The organism is Acidovorax sp. 99 (assembly GCF_003096455.1).
Taxonomy (GTDB): domain Bacteria; phylum Pseudomonadota; class Gammaproteobacteria; order Burkholderiales; family Burkholderiaceae_C; genus Acidovorax; species Acidovorax delafieldii.
Genome location: NZ_QEKU01000001.1, coordinates 4,654,160 through 4,669,364 on the forward strand (window position 1 = coordinate 4,654,160; position 15,205 = coordinate 4,669,364).

15 protein-coding genes are annotated in these 15,205 nt (G+C 65.4%); 9 read left to right on the forward strand and 6 right to left on the reverse strand.

Going from position 1 to position 15,205, the window contains the following annotated elements:
- Nucleotides 1-13: 13 nt before the first annotated feature.
- Nucleotides 14-646 carry an NUDIX domain-containing protein gene (locus tag C8C95_RS21390; protein WP_116749920.1) on the reverse strand — a complete coding sequence of 211 codons (633 nt, stop codon included), beginning with the start codon at nt 644-646 and terminating at the stop codon, nt 14-16.
- A gap of 158 nt (nt 647-804) precedes the next feature.
- On the opposite strand from C8C95_RS21390, the gene C8C95_RS21395 reads away from it, so the two are divergent.
- A complete protein-coding gene (locus tag C8C95_RS21395) occupies nt 805-1,566 on the forward strand; it encodes a DeoR/GlpR family DNA-binding transcription regulator (RefSeq protein ID WP_116749921.1) in 762 nt (253 codons plus the stop codon).
- 8 nt (nt 1,567-1,574) lie between these two features.
- Here C8C95_RS21395 and C8C95_RS21400 read toward each other — a convergent pair whose 3' ends face one another.
- On the reverse strand, nt 1,575-2,480 hold the full coding sequence (locus tag C8C95_RS21400) for a LysR family transcriptional regulator (protein WP_116749922.1): 906 nt from the start codon (nt 2,478-2,480) through the stop codon (nt 1,575-1,577).
- 182 nt (nt 2,481-2,662) lie between these two features.
- On the opposite strand from C8C95_RS21400, the gene C8C95_RS21405 reads away from it, so the two are divergent.
- Nucleotides 2,663-3,613 carry a DMT family transporter gene (locus tag C8C95_RS21405; RefSeq protein ID WP_116749923.1) on the forward strand — a complete coding sequence of 317 codons (951 nt, stop codon included), beginning with the start codon at nt 2,663-2,665 and terminating at the stop codon, nt 3,611-3,613.
- A gap of 36 nt (nt 3,614-3,649) precedes the next feature.
- Here C8C95_RS21405 and C8C95_RS21410 read toward each other — a convergent pair whose 3' ends face one another.
- Nucleotides 3,650-4,717, reverse strand: coding sequence for a LacI family DNA-binding transcriptional regulator (locus tag C8C95_RS21410; protein ID WP_116750403.1), 1,068 nt, complete (start codon nt 4,715-4,717; stop codon nt 3,650-3,652).
- A 270-nt stretch (nt 4,718-4,987) separates the two neighbouring features.
- Here C8C95_RS21410 and C8C95_RS21415 point away from each other — a divergent pair, with 270 nt between their 5' ends.
- From C8C95_RS21415 to C8C95_RS21445, 7 genes are all read left to right on the forward strand, one after another.
- Nucleotides 4,988-5,671: an amino acid ABC transporter permease gene (locus C8C95_RS21415; RefSeq protein ID WP_116749924.1), complete on the forward strand. Its 684-nt coding sequence runs from the start codon at nt 4,988-4,990 to the stop codon at nt 5,669-5,671.
- Complete coding sequence (locus tag C8C95_RS21420; protein WP_116749925.1) at nt 5,668-6,357, forward strand: amino acid ABC transporter permease; 690 nt, start codon at nt 5,668-5,670, stop codon at nt 6,355-6,357. The genes C8C95_RS21415 and C8C95_RS21420 overlap by 4 nt, the downstream gene beginning before the upstream one ends.
- 14 nt (nt 6,358-6,371) lie before the next feature.
- The gene (locus C8C95_RS21425; protein WP_116749926.1) at nt 6,372-7,154 is read left to right on the forward strand and encodes an amino acid ABC transporter ATP-binding protein; all 783 of its coding nucleotides are present in this window, start codon (nt 6,372-6,374) and stop codon (nt 7,152-7,154) included.
- A 62-nt stretch (nt 7,155-7,216) separates the two neighbouring features.
- Entirely contained in the window at nt 7,217-8,011 is a 795-nt protein-coding gene (locus tag C8C95_RS21430; RefSeq protein WP_116750404.1) for a transporter substrate-binding domain-containing protein, read from the forward strand.
- Nucleotides 8,012-8,107: 96 nt separating this feature from the next.
- Nucleotides 8,108-8,650 carry a VOC family protein gene (locus C8C95_RS21435; RefSeq protein WP_057271685.1) on the forward strand — a complete coding sequence of 181 codons (543 nt, stop codon included), beginning with the start codon at nt 8,108-8,110 and terminating at the stop codon, nt 8,648-8,650.
- 74 nt (nt 8,651-8,724) lie between these two features.
- Nucleotides 8,725-10,002: a ribulose-bisphosphate carboxylase large subunit family protein gene (locus C8C95_RS21440; RefSeq protein WP_116749927.1), complete on the forward strand. Its 1,278-nt coding sequence runs from the start codon at nt 8,725-8,727 to the stop codon at nt 10,000-10,002.
- 3 nt (nt 10,003-10,005) lie between these two features.
- On the forward strand, nt 10,006-11,352 hold the full coding sequence (locus C8C95_RS21445) for a four-carbon acid sugar kinase family protein (protein WP_116749928.1): 1,347 nt from the start codon (nt 10,006-10,008) through the stop codon (nt 11,350-11,352).
- 85 nt (nt 11,353-11,437) lie between these two features.
- On the opposite strand, the gene C8C95_RS21450 is transcribed toward C8C95_RS21445, so the two are convergent.
- The 3 genes from C8C95_RS21450 to lpdA all read right to left on the reverse strand — a co-directional run bounded on the left by C8C95_RS21450 (nt 11,438) and on the right by lpdA (nt 15,186).
- Nucleotides 11,438-12,859, reverse strand: coding sequence for an aspartate kinase (locus C8C95_RS21450; protein WP_116749929.1), 1,422 nt, complete (start codon nt 12,857-12,859; stop codon nt 11,438-11,440).
- Between the two features lie 218 nt (nt 12,860-13,077).
- Nucleotides 13,078-13,287, reverse strand: a complete 210-nt coding sequence (locus C8C95_RS21455) for a DUF3079 domain-containing protein (RefSeq protein WP_116749930.1) — start codon at nt 13,285-13,287, stop codon at nt 13,078-13,080.
- A 48-nt stretch (nt 13,288-13,335) separates the two neighbouring features.
- The gene (gene lpdA / locus C8C95_RS21460; protein ID WP_116749931.1) at nt 13,336-15,186 is read right to left on the reverse strand and encodes a dihydrolipoyl dehydrogenase; all 1,851 of its coding nucleotides are present in this window, start codon (nt 15,184-15,186) and stop codon (nt 13,336-13,338) included.
- Nucleotides 15,187-15,205: the final 19 nt, after the last annotated feature.

Genomic DNA, 15,205 nt, shown 5'->3' on the forward strand with positions numbered 1-15,205 from the left:
AGCACCTCCTTTTTTACAGGGCGGTGCCTCGCAGGTCCAAGGCCACATACTGCAGCAGCATGATGGTCTTGCCGTCCTGGATCGTGCCGTTGGCAATGCCGGCCAGGGCGTCGGCCAGCGGCATCTCGATCACCTCGATGTCCTCGCCCTCTCCCTCCAGGCCACCGCCGCTGCGGATGCGGTCGCCGGGTTCGTATTCGGCCACGAAAAAGTGCAGCTTTTCCGTCACCGAGCCAGGGCTCATGTAGGCCTCGAACACCTTGCGCGGCTGGCGCACGCGGTAGCCGGTTTCTTCCTCGGCCTCGCGGCGGATGCAGGTTTCGGGGTCGTCGCCGTCGAGCAGGCCCGCGCAGGTCTCGATCAGCAGGCCGTCAGCGCAACCGTTGAGAAAGGCGGGCAGCCGGAACTGGCGCGTCAGCACCACGGTGCTGCGACGCGGGTCGAACAACAGCAGTGCGGCGCCATTGCCCCGGTCGTAGGCCTCGCGGCTCATCGTCTGCCATTGGCCGTCGCGCCTGCGCAGCGAGCAGGTGACCCTGCGCAGCACGTACCAGTTGTCGGAGAGCACCTGCACATCCAGCAGCTTCACATGCTCGGAGCGGGCGTTCAGCTCAGCGATGGGCACATCGGGCACAGGGCGGCTCATGCAATGCCCCCCGCCGGCGGGCTTGGGTAGCGACGCACGGCAAGCGCCAGCGCGAAGGCAGTGTGGTCGGGTAATGAGTGCATGGTTTTGACAAGATTGATTTACGCAATATCATGCACAAACATGCAAATTCGTGCAATCAATTCGTGTAACCCTTCATGTTGACCACCCAACGCAAACAGCTTCTGCTCGACCGCCTGCGTCGGGAAGGCCAGATCGTGGCCAAGGCCTTCAGCGAGGAGCTGGGCATCTCGGAAGACACCGTGCGGCGCGACCTGCGCGAACTGGCTGCGGAGGGCCGCTTGCAGCGCGTGCACGGCGGCGCCCTGCCCGCCTCGGCCGCAGTGGGCAGCTTGCGGGTGCGTGAGCAACTGGCCCCCGAAGACAAACGCGCCCTGGGCCGCGCCGGGGCCGCGCTGGTGTTGCCCGGCCAGGTGGTGATCCTTGATGGGGGTACCACGTCGTTGCAGGTGGTGCAGCACCTGCCGCTGGACTTGCGCGCCACCGTGGTCACGCACAGCCCCACCGTAGCGGTGGCGCTGGCTGGGCACACGCAGGTGGAGGTGCTGATGCTGGGAGGCCGGTTGTTCCGCCACTCCATGGTGAATGTGGGTGCCAGCGTGGTCGAGGCAGCAGCCCAGTTGCGGGCCGACCTGTACCTGATGGGCGTGACCGGCGTGCATGCCGAGGCCGGTCTGACCACGGGAGATTTTGAAGAAGCCGCCGTCAAACGTGCCCTGCACCAGCGGGCGGCAGAAACGGTGGTGCTGGCCTCGATCGACAAGCTGGGCACGGCATCGCCGTTCAGCGTGGCCCCCTTGCACGAACTGGCCGCGCTGGTGGTGCCTGCCGCCACACCGCAGGCACTGCGCAAAAAGCTGCAGGCCGGTGGCGCCAAGGTGGAGATCGCAGCGGCCTGATCAGGCCATCAGACAGTAGCGGCGCCAGCGCCCTGGCGCAGATGTGCGACCAGCGCCGCAGCAAAGCCCGTCAGTACCGCCCCCTTGCGCACGCAGATCTGCAGGTCGCGCTGCGCCCAGGGCTCGTCCAGCTCGACCAGCACCGGCGGCTCGCTCAGGCCCGCCACCTGCAGGGCCGCTCCCCGGGGCACCAGGCCAATGCCCACGCCCGCCCCCACCATGCGGCACACGGCTTCAAAGCTGCGCACCTGAATGCGCACGTCCAGATGCCGCCCCAACGCGGCAGCGGCGTTGGTCGTGAAGGTGTGGATGGCCGAGCCCGCGTGCAGCATCACAAAGGCCTGGTCCAGCACCTCGGCAAAACCCACGCGGCCACGCCCTGCCAACGCATGGCCTGCGGGCACGATGAGCACCAGGCGGTCCTGCCGGTAGGGTGACAACTCCACACCCGCGCCCGTGCCACTGTCGGCCAGCACACCCACCTCGATCTCACCGCTGGCCACCGCGACCACGATCTCTGCGCTGGTGCGCTCCTCCAGGCTCACGCTCACCTGCGGGTGCTGCTTCAGGAAACCCGCCAGGTCGTCGGGCAGAAAGGTGTGCGTGGCGTGGGTATTGGCCCACAGGCTCACATGGCCCCGGATGCCACTGGCAAAGGGCGAGAGGTTGGCATGCATCTGCTCGACGCTGGCCAGCACCTGGCGCGCATTGCGCAACAGGGCCTCGCCCGCCCGGGTCAGCGCCACGCCCCGGGTCTGGCGCTCAAACAGGGAGGTGTTCAGCGCCTCCTCCAGCCGGCGCAGCCGGTGGCTGGCCGACGACGGCGCAAGGTAGGCGCGTGCAGCGCCGCGCGTGAGGTTGCGCTCTTCGGCAATGGCGACAAAAAGGCGCAGATCGATCAGGTCATAGGTCAATGGAAGGCCCCTCTCGTGTTCGTTTTTTACGAACGCATGGTTGCGGCAATGCCAATTGTGCCTACCGTGCCTATAAGGCACTATCGCCGCATCCTTTCATATTGCCACTGCCCCATGTGCACTGCGTTCGCTGTTTTCGCATGGTCTGGCAGTTTCTACGCCACCCCACTCACCATCCCCCCATGCCCTGGAAACACTGGTCCGCCGAACGCCTTGGCCTCCTCCTTGCCATCCTGGCAGCGCTGGGCTTCTCGTTCAAAGCCATCTTCGTGAAACTGGCCTACGCGGTGCCCCAGGCCGTGCCCGTGGATTCCGTCACCCTGCTGTGCCTGCGCATGGCGTTTTCCGTGCCGGTGTTTGCCTGGGTCGGCTGGCGCGCCAGCCGCGACCTGGCCCCGCTCACCCGGCGCGACTGGCTGCTCGTGATTGCGCTGGGTCTGCTGGGCTACTACGGCGCGAGCATCCTCGACTTCATCGGCCTGCAGTACATCACCGCCAGCCTGGAGCGGCTGATCCTGTTCACCTACCCCACACTCACCATCCTGATCGGCGTGCTGTTCATGGGCAAGCGGGCATCCCGGCGTGAGATGGGGGCGCTGCTGCTGTCCTACGCGGGCATCGGCCTGGCCTTCGCGCACGACCTGCACATTGCGGGCGACACGCGCGCCGTGCTCATCGGTGCGGGCTTTGTGTTCGGTTCGGCGGTGTCGTACGCGTTCTATCAGGCAGGCAGCGAGCCCGCCATCCGCAGGCTGGGCGCTGCACGCTTCACCGCCCTGGCCATGCTGGTCTCCACGGGCGCCACACTGCTGCATTTCATGGTGTCGCAACCCGTGGCCTCTTTGGTGCAGCCCGCGCCGATCTACCTGCACGCCTTGGGCATGGCCATCTTCTCCACGGTGCTGCCCGTGTTCATGACGTCAGCCGCCATCCGACGCATTGGCGCATCCAAAACCGCGCTCGTGGGCACGCTGGGCCCGGTGCTCACGATCTTTTTTGGGGTGTGGCTGCTGGGCGAGCCGTTGACTTTGTGGCAGATGGGCGGCGCGGCGCTGGTACTCGCGGGTGTGATGCTGATCGGGCGCCGCAGCGCGCCTGCACACTTGCCGAAGGCTGCAAAGCCGGCGGTATAGGCGCATCCCGAGCAGGACTGACTCTGCCTTACGGGCTTAGGGCAGGTTTTCCCGAAAGATGACTTGGCTGCGTGTGGCCTCCACCCCACTCGTCGGCTCCCGCCCATCCCGCAGGTTGGCAAAAATCCGCACGCAGTTCATCACCGCGCCCTGCGGGTTCTGGGTGATCACCGCATCCATCGTTCCGTCGATCAGCAGCGCCCGCGTATCCGGCGTGAGCCCGTGGCCGATGAACACGATCTTGCGGTCTGCCCCAGCCTCCTTCAACGCCCGCCCGATGCCTTCGGCCCCACCGCCAATGTTGTAGATGCCAGCCAGGTCATCGTGCTGCTCCAGCAGCGCGCGGGCCTGGCGGTAGTTGCGTTCGGCGTCGTCTTGGCCTTCGCGCACGCCCACCACTTGCACCAGGGGGAACTGCTCTTCAAACAGGTGCAAAAAACCCGCCTCGCGCTCCTCGTGGGCGCGGTAGCGCAGTGATCCCACAATCATCGCCACATGCGCCTTGCGGCTGTGGGCCAAGGGGCCCATGAAGCGGGCGATCAGGTAGGCGGCGGTGCGGCCTGCGGCGCGGTTGTCCAGGCCCACGTAGGCTACGCGGCGCGAGTTGGATAAATCCGAGATGAGCGTGACGGTGGGCACACCCTGCTCGGCCAGCTGGGCCACGGCCTCGCGCACCACGGGGTGCTCCAGCGCCATGAAGGCGATGCCGTCGCAGCGCTTGCCGTAGTGCAGCAGCGCTTTGGCCAAGGCGTCGGGGTTGAAGCTTTCGATATACGCCGCCTGGCAGCGCACGTTGAACGGTGCCCAGTGGTCCTGCGCGTAGCCGATCACGTCGCCCAGCATTTGCAGAAAGCGGTTGCTGCCCTCGGGGATCAGCACCATCAGGCGCAGGGGCTGGGGCTGCAGCGCCGCGTGCAGCTCGGCCTGCGGCAGGTAGCCGAGGGTGGCAGCGGCCTGCAGCACCCGCTGCGCGGTGGCGTTGCGCACGCCCGACCGCTGGTTCAGCACCCTATCGACCGTGGCCGTGGAGACGCCGGACAGCTGGGCGATGTCGGGGATGCGCGGGCTGCGGGGACTGCTGGGGTTGGGCGGGGTTTGGGCCATGTGCGATTCAATCAAAAACCATCATCCAGCTTGCTGGTATTTGATGGATTCTGCGGATAGTATCACTGGGCGTTCGGTGCTGAAAGGCATCAGAAACCATCAGTAAAAACCCTAGGTTGTGACGGCTGGCACCCTTGCCAGACCGATCACGCAGGAGACAAAGACATGCCTGGTATTTCCGCTCACGCTCGCCTGCGCCCACAGGGCAAGCCGCCAGCTTTTGGCCGCCGCGCCAGCACTCGCTGATTGACGCGCACGGCTGCCCTACCCATGACGTACGAGTTCGACTTTGCCAGCGTGCTGGCCAACTGGCCCCAGTTTCTGGAAGGGGCGTGGATGACCATCCTGCTGTCATTCCCGGCCACCGTGATCGGTTTTGTGGGCGGCACGCTGCTGGCCATTGGCCGGCGCAGCGACCAGCGCTGGCTGGTGCGGGCCTGCGGTGCGTATGTGGAGGTGCTGCGCAACACGCCGCTGCTGGTGCAGGTGTTTCTGGTGTTCTTTGGCCTGGCCAGCCTGGGCTTCAAAGTGTCGGCGTTTGCTGCGGCGCTGCTGACGCTGGTGATCAACGTGGCGGCCTACACCTGCGAAATCATGCGGGCGGGCATGGATTCGATCCACAAGGGCCAGATCGAGGCGGCCGAGTGCCTTGGCCTGACGCGCCGGCAGGTGTACTGGCATGTGGTGCTGCGCCCGGCGATGGAGAAGGTGTACCCCGCGCTCACCAGCCAGTTCGTGCTGCTGATGCTGGCGTCGTCCATCACCTCGCAGATTTCGGTGGAGGAACTCACCGCCGTGGCGGCGCGGGTGCAGTCGGAGACCTTCCGCCCGTTCGAGGCTTACATCCTGGTGGCGGTGGCGTATCTGGCGCTGTCGCTGTTGATGCGGCTGGGGTTGTGGGTGTTTGGGCAGATCGTGTTCACGCGCCAACGCAAATTGGGGAACGCCAAATGATTGACGGTGGATTGAATTCGTATCACCTGCAGTACCTGCTGTTTGGCGCACTGTGGACCATCGGCCTGTCGCTGATTGCGTTTGTGGGCGGTGGCCTGGCCGGGGGCGTGATTGCGCTGTGCCGCGTCAGCCCGATCAAGGCGGTGCGCTGGGCGACGGTTGCGTGGATTCAGATCATCCAGGGCACGCCGCTGCTGGTGGTGCTGTTCCTGTGCTACTTCGGCCTGTCCATTGCGGGCTTGGAGCTGCCCGCCATCGTGGCCGCCAGCATTGCGATGATTGTTTACGTCAGCGCCTACCTGGGCGAGATCTGGCGCGGCTGCATTGAGTCGGTGCCGCGCACGCAGTGGGAGGCGGCCGAGTGCCTGGCCCTGTCGCGCACCCAGCGCATGCGGCTGGTGGTGCTGCCGCAGGCAGTGCGCATTGCCACGCCGCCCACGGTGGGCTTCATGGTGCAGATCGTGAAGAACACTTCGCTGGCGTCCATCGTGGGGTTCATCGAACTGGTGCGCGCCGGCCAGCTCATCAACAACTCGATCTTTCAGCCCTTCACCGTGTACCTGCTGATCGCCATCGTCTACTTTGCGATGTGCTACCCGCTGTCCGTTTGGAGCCGCAAGCTGGAGCAGCGCCAGCAGTTTGGAAACAACCGTGGCACAGCCACCCCCTCTGTGACCACCGCATGAAACGAGAAGACACCATGAACCTCGCCCGAGACGCTGCCGCGCAACACTCCCAGCCAGCGGCCTCGCCTGCGCAGCCCGTCGTTGAACTAAAGGACGTGCACAAAAGCTTTGGCAGCAACCAGGTGCTCAAGGGCGTGTCGTTTGCCATTCCACGGGGCCAGGTGGTGGCCATCATCGGCAAGAGCGGCTCCGGCAAGAGCACGGCGCTGCGCTGCATCGACCGGCTGGAGATCATCGACAGCGGCACCATCAACGTCTGCGGCCACGCGGTGCACGACCCGGCCATCGACCTGCGCCAGCTGCGCCAGGACGTGGGCATCGTGTTCCAGAGCTACAACCTGTTCCCGCACCTGACGGTGGAGCAGAACATCACCCTGGCCCCCAAGGCCGTGAAGAACCTGCCAGCAGCCAAGGCGCGCGAGATTGCCGCCCGCACGCTGCAGCAGGTGGGCCTGGCGGACAAGGCGCAGGCGTATCCCGAGCTGCTGTCCGGCGGGCAGCAGCAGCGCGTGGCCATTGCCCGATCGCTGGCGATGGAGCCGCAGGTGATGCTGTTCGACGAGGTGACCTCTGCCCTCGACCCGCAACTGACCGGCGAGGTGCTGCGCGTGATCGAAGCCCTGGCCCAGGGCGGCATGACCATGGTGCTGGTCACCCACGAGATGGAGTTTGCCGCCCGTGTGGCCGACACCATCATCTACATGCACGAAGGCAAGGTGTGGGAGACGGGCCCCGGCGACATGCTCAAGAACCCGCAGACCGCAGAGCTGCGCGACTTTCTTTCTCACGGGCTTTGAGTTTCAGCTTCAGCCCTGCCCCTTTCGATTCCGTGTCCAAAAACCACCAGGAGACAACCACCATGACCGCTTCCCTCTTCTTCCGCCGCACCTTGCTGGCTGTGGGCGCCGCCGCCCTGTGCATGCCCGCCATGGCCGAGCTGGCCGACATCAAGTCCGCCGGCAAGCTGCGCGTGGGCATCGACTTTGGCGCGCCGTTCTACGGCTACGTGGACGACAAGATGAAGCCCGTGGGCTCGGACGTGGAAGCCGCCGAGCTGCTGGCCAAGGACCTGGGCCTGACGCTGGAGATCGTGAACACCACCAACTCCGCACGCATCCCCAACCTGCTGTCCAACAAGGTGGACCTGATCATCTCGTCGCTGTCGATCACGCCCGAGCGCCAGAAGGCGGTGGACTTCTCCATCCCCTACGGCGCCATCCAGGCGGCAGTGGGCGCGCCCAAGAGTTTGAAGCTGACCAGCATCGAAGACCTGGCGGGCAAAACCGTGGCCGTGACCCGCGGTGGCCCGCAAGACAAGATCGTGACCGAGCGCGCACCGCAGGCCAAGGTGGTGCGGTTTGACGATGAATCCGCGTCCATCACAGCCGCCGCCACGGGCCAGGCCGACATCGTCGCCATCACGCCGCCGATCATCGCGGCCATCGCCAAGAAGAACCCGGCGCGCGATTTCGAGACCAAGTTCATCCTGCAGTCGTACCAGCTCGGCGTGGCCATGCGCAAAGGCCAGCCCGAGCTGATGGCCGCCGTCAACGGCTGGATCAAGACCAACCTGGCCAACGGCAAGCTCAACGACATCCACGTGAAGTACGCAGGCGTGCCTATCCCCAAAGAAATCATCGACGGCGCCAAGTAAGCCAAAAAGCAAGCCAAGCCTGCAACCTGGGCGGCGCCTGATGGGCCCCGCCCGGCTGCGCCCTGCCCTGACGCATCACCACCAAAGGAAATTTTTATGAGCCGTCATTTCGGCGCCATCCGCCAACTTGGCTATGTGGTCCACGACATCGAAGCCGCCATGGACTACTGGAGCAAGACCCTGGGCGTGGGCCCCTGGTTCTACAACCCCAAGGTTCCGATCAAGAACTACGTTTACAAGGGCGAGTCGTACGAGCCGCACAACTCGGTGGCTCTGGCCAACTCGGGCTATGTGCAGGTCGAACTGATCCAGACGCGCAACGACGTGCCGTCGATGTACCGCGACTTTCTGCAGGCCGGGCGCACCGGGCTGCAGCACGTGGCGTACTGGACGAGCGACTACGACGCCGACCTGGCGCGCCTGACGGCCCAGGGCTTCAAGACGGTGATGAGCGGCGAAGTGGGCGAAAAGGGCCGCTTTGTCTACTTCGACACCGAGTACCACCCGGGCACGGTGATCGAGCTGTCGGAGGTGGCCGGCCCCAAGGGGCGCATGTTCGACCTGATCCGTGCGGAATCGGAAACCTGGGACGGCACGACAGACCCGGTGCGGCCCTTCCCAGACCTCTCCAAGATCTGATTTCAAGCCAAATAGCCTTCAGGCGCCTATTCAATATGCACCTGCAGCTATCAATAACATAGCAAAAGCCACCCATGTCGCCAGACCGCTTCGAAGCCACCTACCTGATCGAGACCCCCCTGGACCCGGCCCACGTGGCCGAGGTGCTGGCGGGCGAACAATCGTGTGGCACCTTCACCCGGGTGGAGGGCGAGACCGACGCGCTGCGCGAACGCGCCCGCGCCACGGTCGAGTCTGTCGAGCTGCTGGACGTGGCGCCCGCGCCCTCTCTGCCCAACGGCTGGATGCAGCGGCGCGGCATGTTCGACACGCCGCAAACCTGGCAGCGTGCCCGGCTGCGCGTGAGCTTTCCGTGCGACAACATCGGCCCCAACCTGCCGACGCTGGCCGCCACGGTGTCGGGCAATCTGTACGACCTGGGCGAAGTCACCGGCTTGCGCCTGGAGTCGATGAAACTGCCCAGCGCCTACCGCGCCCAGTTCGACATGCCCCGCCACGGCATCGCCGGCACCCGCGCGCTGACCGGCGTGCAGGGCCGCCCGCTGATCGGCACCATCATCAAGCCCAACGTGGGCTTGTCCGCCGAAGAAACCGGCGACTTGGCAGGCCGCCTGTGCGCTGCGGGGGTGGACTTCATCAAGGACGACGAGGTCTGCGCCAACCCCGTTCACGCGCCGCTGGCCGACCGCGTCAAGGCCGTGATGCGCCGGGTGCGCGCCCACCAGGACAATACCGGCAAGCTGGTGATGGTGGCCTTCAACATCACCGACGAGACCGACGCCATGCGCCGCCACGCCGACCTGATTGCGGCCGAAGGTGGCAGCTGTGTGATGGTCAGCCTGAACTGGTGCGGCTACTCGGCGGTGCAAACCCTGCGCCGCCACACCCCGCTGGCGCTGCACGGCCACCGCAACGGCTACGGCGCACTGTCGCGCCACCCGCTGCTGGGCTTCTCGTTCAACGCCTGGCAGACGCTGTGGCGCCTGGCGGGCGTGGACCACATGCACGTGCATGGGTTGCAAGGCAAGTTTTCGCAGACCGATGAAGAAGTGATCGAGTCGGCCCACGACACGCTGGCGCCATTGTGTGAAGGCTTGGACGACCGCGTGCTGCCCGCGTTCTCCAACGGCCAGTGGGCCGGCACGGTGCCCGCCACGTGGGACAGCATCCAGTCCAACGACCTGCTGTTCATGTCCGGCGGCGGCATCCTGGCCCACCCGGACGGCCCCGCTGCGGGCGTGGCCAGCCTGCAGCAGGCCTGGGACGCAGTGCAAAAGGGCGAGACCCTGGCCCAGCGCGCCACCCACGCATCCGAGCTGCGCCGTGCGATCGAATTCTTCGGCAAGAAATAAGCGATGACGACGAGTGCCCCCCTGTACGGCTGGTACGGCGACGATTTCACCGGCGCCACCGACACCCTGGCCGTGCTGGCCCAGGCGGGCCTGCGGTCCATGCTGTTCATGGGCGTACCCAACGCGGAAACGTTGGCAGCCGCCGGGCCGCTGGACGCCATCGGCATTGCGGGCGCTGCGCGCGCCATGCCGCCAGAGGCCATGCGGGCCGAGATGTCCGCTGTCGGCCGCTTCTTTGAAAAGCTGGCACCGCCGGTGCTGCACTACAAGGTGTGCTCCACCTTCGATAGCGCCCCGCATGTCGGCAACATCGCTTGCGGCATTCACACCCTGCACCCGTTTGTGAGCAACCGCTGGGTGCCCATCGTGGGCGGGCAGCCCAGCCTGGGGCGCTACTGCGCGTTCAGCAACCTGTTCGCTGCTGCGGGCACGGGCGGCGCCGTGCACCGCATCGACCGGCACCCCACCATGCGCCAGCACCCGGTCACGCCCATGGGCGAGGCTGATCTCCGGCTCCATCTGGCGCGCCAAGGGCTCGATGGCATCACCGCCCTGCACTACCCGCTGTACGACGCCACCAACGACACCGACACCGACGTCCTGGACGCCGCCCTGCTGGCCCTGCTGGCGCATGGAGCAGCGTCCCACGCCATGGCGCCCACCTTGCTGGACCTGACCACGCCCGGCCAGTTGGCCACCGTGGGCCGCCTGCTGTGGCAGCAGTCCCAACATGCCCGGTTGCTGGCCGTGGGCTCCAGCGCCGTGGCCCAGGCGCTGGTCGCCCACTGGGGCAAGCCGGCGTCCACTGCCGCTGCACCGCTGGCGCCCACCGACGGGCCGGTGTTGGCCTGGGCGGGCAGCTTGTCCCCCCTGACCGCCGCGCAGGTGCAGGCCGCCACCGCATACCACCGCATCGCAGTGGACGCCCAACGGCTGTGCAGCGACAAGGCCTACGCGCAGGCTCTGCAGGACAACCTCTGCGCGGGGCTGCACAGCGGGCAGAACGTGCTGGCCTTCACCGGCCCCACGGACGGCGCGCCGCTGGCCGCTGCGGCCTCGTCCACCGACATTGCCCAGGCCAGCGCCGATCTGATCGCCCGCGTGGTGCAAGCCCGCGCAGAACGCGGCGCGCCACTGCGCCGCATCGGCATCGCCGGAGGTGATACGTCAAGCCACGCAGTCCAGGCGCTGCAGTTGTGGGGGCTGTCGTACAAGACCACGGTCTGCCCAGGGGTCACGCTGAGCCGCGCACACAGTTCAGAACCGTCGCGCCAAGGGCTCGAGTTGATGCTCAAGGGCGGGCAGATGGGAGGAGCGGATCTGTTCGAAAGGCTGCTCGGCACCGCCTGACGGAGACATCCAGGCGATAAAAAGCCCGCGCATGGCGGGCTCCTTATGGAAAGGCTTAGCGGCAAGCATGCCTGCCGCTATTCCTTCAAACGCGTGGAACCGGAGTTCCTGAGTTCACGCACAGCGCAAGGTTCAGCGCCTTGATGGCCGTCTTGTAGTCTTCACGCTCGATCACGAACTGCATGTTCACCTGCCGCAGGGTTTGCGACACGCAGTTCACGTTGACCCGCGCATCGGCCAGCGCCTGTGCGGCCTTGGCCAGCACACCAGGGATGCCGATGTTGGAGCCGATGGTGCACACGATGGCGCTGGGCTTGATCGTCACGACCTGGTAGTCCTCCTGCAGCTCGGCCACCAGCTCGGGTGTGACCTGGTTGTCCCACACCAGATGGGCGATGGAGTTGGCGTTGGTGGCCTTGAGGATGTAACTCACGTCGTGCTTGCAGAACACATTCATCAGGCCCGCATCAAAGCCCACCGTGCCCACCATGCTGGGGTCGTGGATCTCGATCAGCGTGACCTTGTCAGTGCCGGTCACGATCTCCACACGCGCGCGCTCACCCACAAAATCCTTGGTGATGAGCGTACCGGGGTGGTCGGGCTCAAACGTGTTCTTCAGGCGGATCGGGATGCCCGCCAGTTCCATGGGCTTGGCGGCCTTGGGGTGGATGGCTTCCATGCCCACATCGGCCAGCTGGTCGGCCACGTCGTAGTTGGTGGCGCCCACGACGATGGCGTTTTCCAGGCCCACGAGATTGGGGTCGGCAGACGACAGGTGGAATTCCTTGTGGATCACGGCCTCTGCGGGGCGCACTTCCACGGCGATCTTGCTGAACGTGACTTCGGAGTAGCCCCGGTCAAACTCGCGCATGATGCCTTCGGTGCCCTTGGTGTAGCCGGTGGCCACCACCACCTTGTCGCTCAGGTCGATGCCTTTAAAGCTGTTGGCAATGCGCTCGTCAATCGTCCAGGCTTCGTTGTCGTCAAAACCGGCCAGGTCCATCAGCATGGCATTCACGCCATTGGCCTTGAGGATTTCGACCGAGTTGAATGCGCTGTGCGACTCGCCAATCGAAGCCAACACTTCGCGCGCCGCGAGCAACACATCCTTGCGGCTGAGATAGCCGCTGGCCAGCACGTGCTGCATGGCGTTCAGATATTCACGCGCCTGGCCAATGCGCTGGTCGATGAAGGCATCGGCCACATCCAGCGGCAACCGCAGGTCAGCGTAGCCGGCGTTCAGCTTTTTGAGGCTGACCGCCAGTTGGGTCAAGGCATCTTGGTAACCCTTGCCTTCGGCAAACAGGGCATAGATGCCGCGTTCGCCCGTCTTCTTGTGCTCCAGCAGCTGGTTCGTCACGCCCGAATAGGCAGACACCACGTAGATCCGGCCGTTAATGCGCTTGGGGTCGTGCAGCACGATGTGGCGCAGCACATCGCCAAAGGCGGTCATGGAAGTGCCGCCGATCTTCTCGACAGAGATCTTGGAGTTTTGAACGTCTTGCATGGACAGGCTCAGGGGAGCAAAAAGGTTAGAAAGCTGGACGAATGCTCTGCCAAGGGGCTCAGCGGCAGGAAACCCTCTATTTTCCACGACTTTTGCCGGGGTACTTTGACGCAAGCGATCTGGATACAGGTGCCGTCAGCGCTCGGATGGCATAGACCTGCGAAGCAGGCGCACGCCCCAGGCGCCGATCCATCACCAGATTGGGGACGTGGCGGCGTTTAGGAGAGTGGCTCGGGAGGCGCTGCGGCGGCCTCTTCGGCGCTCAGGCCCCATTGGTCCCAGTCCTCGCCAAACAGCTCTGCAGGGTGCTGGGTGCGGTCAGAGCCGTTGCCGCAGCGCATGGCATTGGCTGGGCAGTAACGATCGCACCCCCAGCACACCCGCTCCGGGTGGGCGGGGGCTTGGGGGAACCTTTTGGCGGCGGCCATGGCGGCGCTCAGGCGGTTGCGACTGCTGCCTTCGCTCGGATCGTCAGATCACTTCTTCTGTGGTGGCACGTCCGTGCAAGACCCGTGGGCAATCTCCGCCGCCATGCCAATGCTTTCGCCCAGCGTGGGGTGCGGGTGGATGGTCTTGCCGATGTCCACGGCGTCAGCGCCCATCTCGATGGCCAGCGCGATCTCGCCGATCATGTCGCCCGCATGCTTGCCGACCATGCCGCCGCCCAAGATCTTGCCGTGACCATGGGCCTCTGGCGAGTCGTCGAACAGGAGCTTGGTCACGCCTTCGTCGCGGCCGTTGGCAATGGCGCGGCCGGAGGCCGTCCAGGGGAACAGGCCCTTCTTGACCTTGATGCCTTGGGCCTTGGCCTGGTCTTCCGTCAGGCCCACCCAGGCCACTTCGGGGTCGGTGTAGGCAACGCTCGGAATCACGCGGGCGTTGAAGGCGGCGGCTGCCAGCTCCTTGTTGCCCTGCAGTTCACCGGCGATGACTTCAGCCGCCACGTGTGCCTCGTGCACCGCCTTGTGCGCCAACATGGGCTGGCCCACGATGTCGCCGATGGCAAAGATGTGCGGCACGTTGGTGCGCATCTGGATGTCGACGTTGATGAAGCCACGGTCCGTCACCGCCACGCCTGCCTTTTCGGCAGCGATCTTCTTGCCATTGGGCGTGCGGCCCACGGCCTGCAGCACCAGGTCGTACACCTGTGGCTCGGGGGCGGTGCCGCCCTCTTCCGCTGGCGCGAACGTGACCTTGATGCCTTCGGGTGTGGCCTCGGCGCCGACGGTTTTCGTCTTCAACATGATGTTGTCGAAGCGCTTGGCATTCATCTTCTGCCAGATCTTGACGAGGTCGCGGTCAGCGCCCTGCATCAGGCCATCCATCATTTCCACCACGTCCAGGCGTGCGCCCAGGGTGCTGTAGACGGTGCCCATTTCCAGGCCGATGATGCCGCCGCCCAGAATCAGCATGCGCTTGGGGACTTCCTTGAGCGCCAGGGCGCCGGTGGAATCGACCACGCGCGGGTCGTTGGGCATGAAGGGCAGGCGCACGGCCTGGCTGCCGGCGGCGATGATAGCCTTCTTGAAGGCGATGACCTTCTTGGTGCCCGTCTTCTCCTGGCCGGTGCCGGTGGTTTCTTCCACTTCGAGGTGGTTGGCGCCGACAAAAGCACCGTAGCCACGCACGGTGGTCACCTTGCGCATCTTGGCCATGGCGGCCAAGCCACCGGTGAGCTTGCCGATGACCTTTTCCTTGTGGCCGCGCAGCTTGTCGATGTTGACGGCGGGGGCGCCAAAGTCCACGCCCAAGTCGGCCATGTGGCTGACTTCGTCCATGACGGCTGCCACGTGCAGCAGCGCCTTGGATGGGATGCAGCCCACGTTCAAGCACACGCCGCCCAGGGTGGCGTAGCGTTCGACGATGACGACCTTGAGGCCTAGGTCGGCCGCGCGGAAAGCGGCGCTGTAGCCGCCGGGGCCGCCGCCGAGCACGAGCACGTCGCAGTCCAGATCAGCGGAGCCAGCAAAGCTGGATGCTACTGGATTGATAGCTGCCGGCACATTATTTACCTGCGCTACAGCCGATTTCTGCTCAGAAACGGCAGGCGCTGAGGATGCGGCAGGCGCTGGAGCGGCTGCGCCTGCACCCTGCACTTCCAGCGTCAGCACCACCGAGCCTTCGGCGATCTTGTCGCCGAGCTTGACCTTGAGTTCCTTGACCACACCAGCGTGGCTGGACGGGATCTCCATGGAGGCCTTGTCGGACTCCACGGTGATCAGGCTTTGCTCGGCCTTGATGGTGTCGCCGGGTTTGACCAGCACTTCGATGATGGCCACTTCGGCGAAGTCGCCGATGTCGGGCACCTTGATGTCGATGATTGCCATGGTGTGTCTTGCCCTTTCG

Bases quoted from the DNA above. Each gene is read 5' to 3' on its own strand.
- C8C95_RS21390 (WP_116749920.1), bottom strand. From the start codon at position 646: ATGAGCCGCCCTGTGCCCGATGTGCCCATCGCTGAGCTGAACGCCCGC.
- C8C95_RS21395 (WP_116749921.1), top strand. From the start codon at position 805: ATGTTGACCACCCAACGCAAACAGCTTCTGCTCGACCGCCTGCGTCGG.
- C8C95_RS21405 (WP_116749923.1), top strand. From the start codon at position 2,663: ATGCCCTGGAAACACTGGTCCGCCGAACGCCTTGGCCTCCTCCTTGCC.
- C8C95_RS21410 (WP_116750403.1), bottom strand. From the start codon at position 4,717: ATGGCCCAAACCCCGCCCAACCCCAGCAGTCCCCGCAGCCCGCGCATC.
- C8C95_RS21415 (WP_116749924.1), top strand. From the start codon at position 4,988: ATGACGTACGAGTTCGACTTTGCCAGCGTGCTGGCCAACTGGCCCCAG.
- C8C95_RS21420 (WP_116749925.1), top strand. From the start codon at position 5,668: ATGATTGACGGTGGATTGAATTCGTATCACCTGCAGTACCTGCTGTTT.
- C8C95_RS21425 (WP_116749926.1), top strand. From the start codon at position 6,372: ATGAACCTCGCCCGAGACGCTGCCGCGCAACACTCCCAGCCAGCGGCC.
- C8C95_RS21430 (WP_116750404.1), top strand. From the start codon at position 7,217: ATGACCGCTTCCCTCTTCTTCCGCCGCACCTTGCTGGCTGTGGGCGCC.
- C8C95_RS21435 (WP_057271685.1), top strand. From the start codon at position 8,108: ATGAGCCGTCATTTCGGCGCCATCCGCCAACTTGGCTATGTGGTCCAC.
- C8C95_RS21440 (WP_116749927.1), top strand. From the start codon at position 8,725: ATGTCGCCAGACCGCTTCGAAGCCACCTACCTGATCGAGACCCCCCTG.
- C8C95_RS21445 (WP_116749928.1), top strand. From the start codon at position 10,006: ATGACGACGAGTGCCCCCCTGTACGGCTGGTACGGCGACGATTTCACC.
- C8C95_RS21450 (WP_116749929.1), bottom strand. From the start codon at position 12,859: ATGCAAGACGTTCAAAACTCCAAGATCTCTGTCGAGAAGATCGGCGGC.
- C8C95_RS21455 (WP_116749930.1), bottom strand. From the start codon at position 13,287: ATGGCCGCCGCCAAAAGGTTCCCCCAAGCCCCCGCCCACCCGGAGCGG.
- lpdA (WP_116749931.1), bottom strand. From the start codon at position 15,186: ATGGCAATCATCGACATCAAGGTGCCCGACATCGGCGACTTCGCCGAA.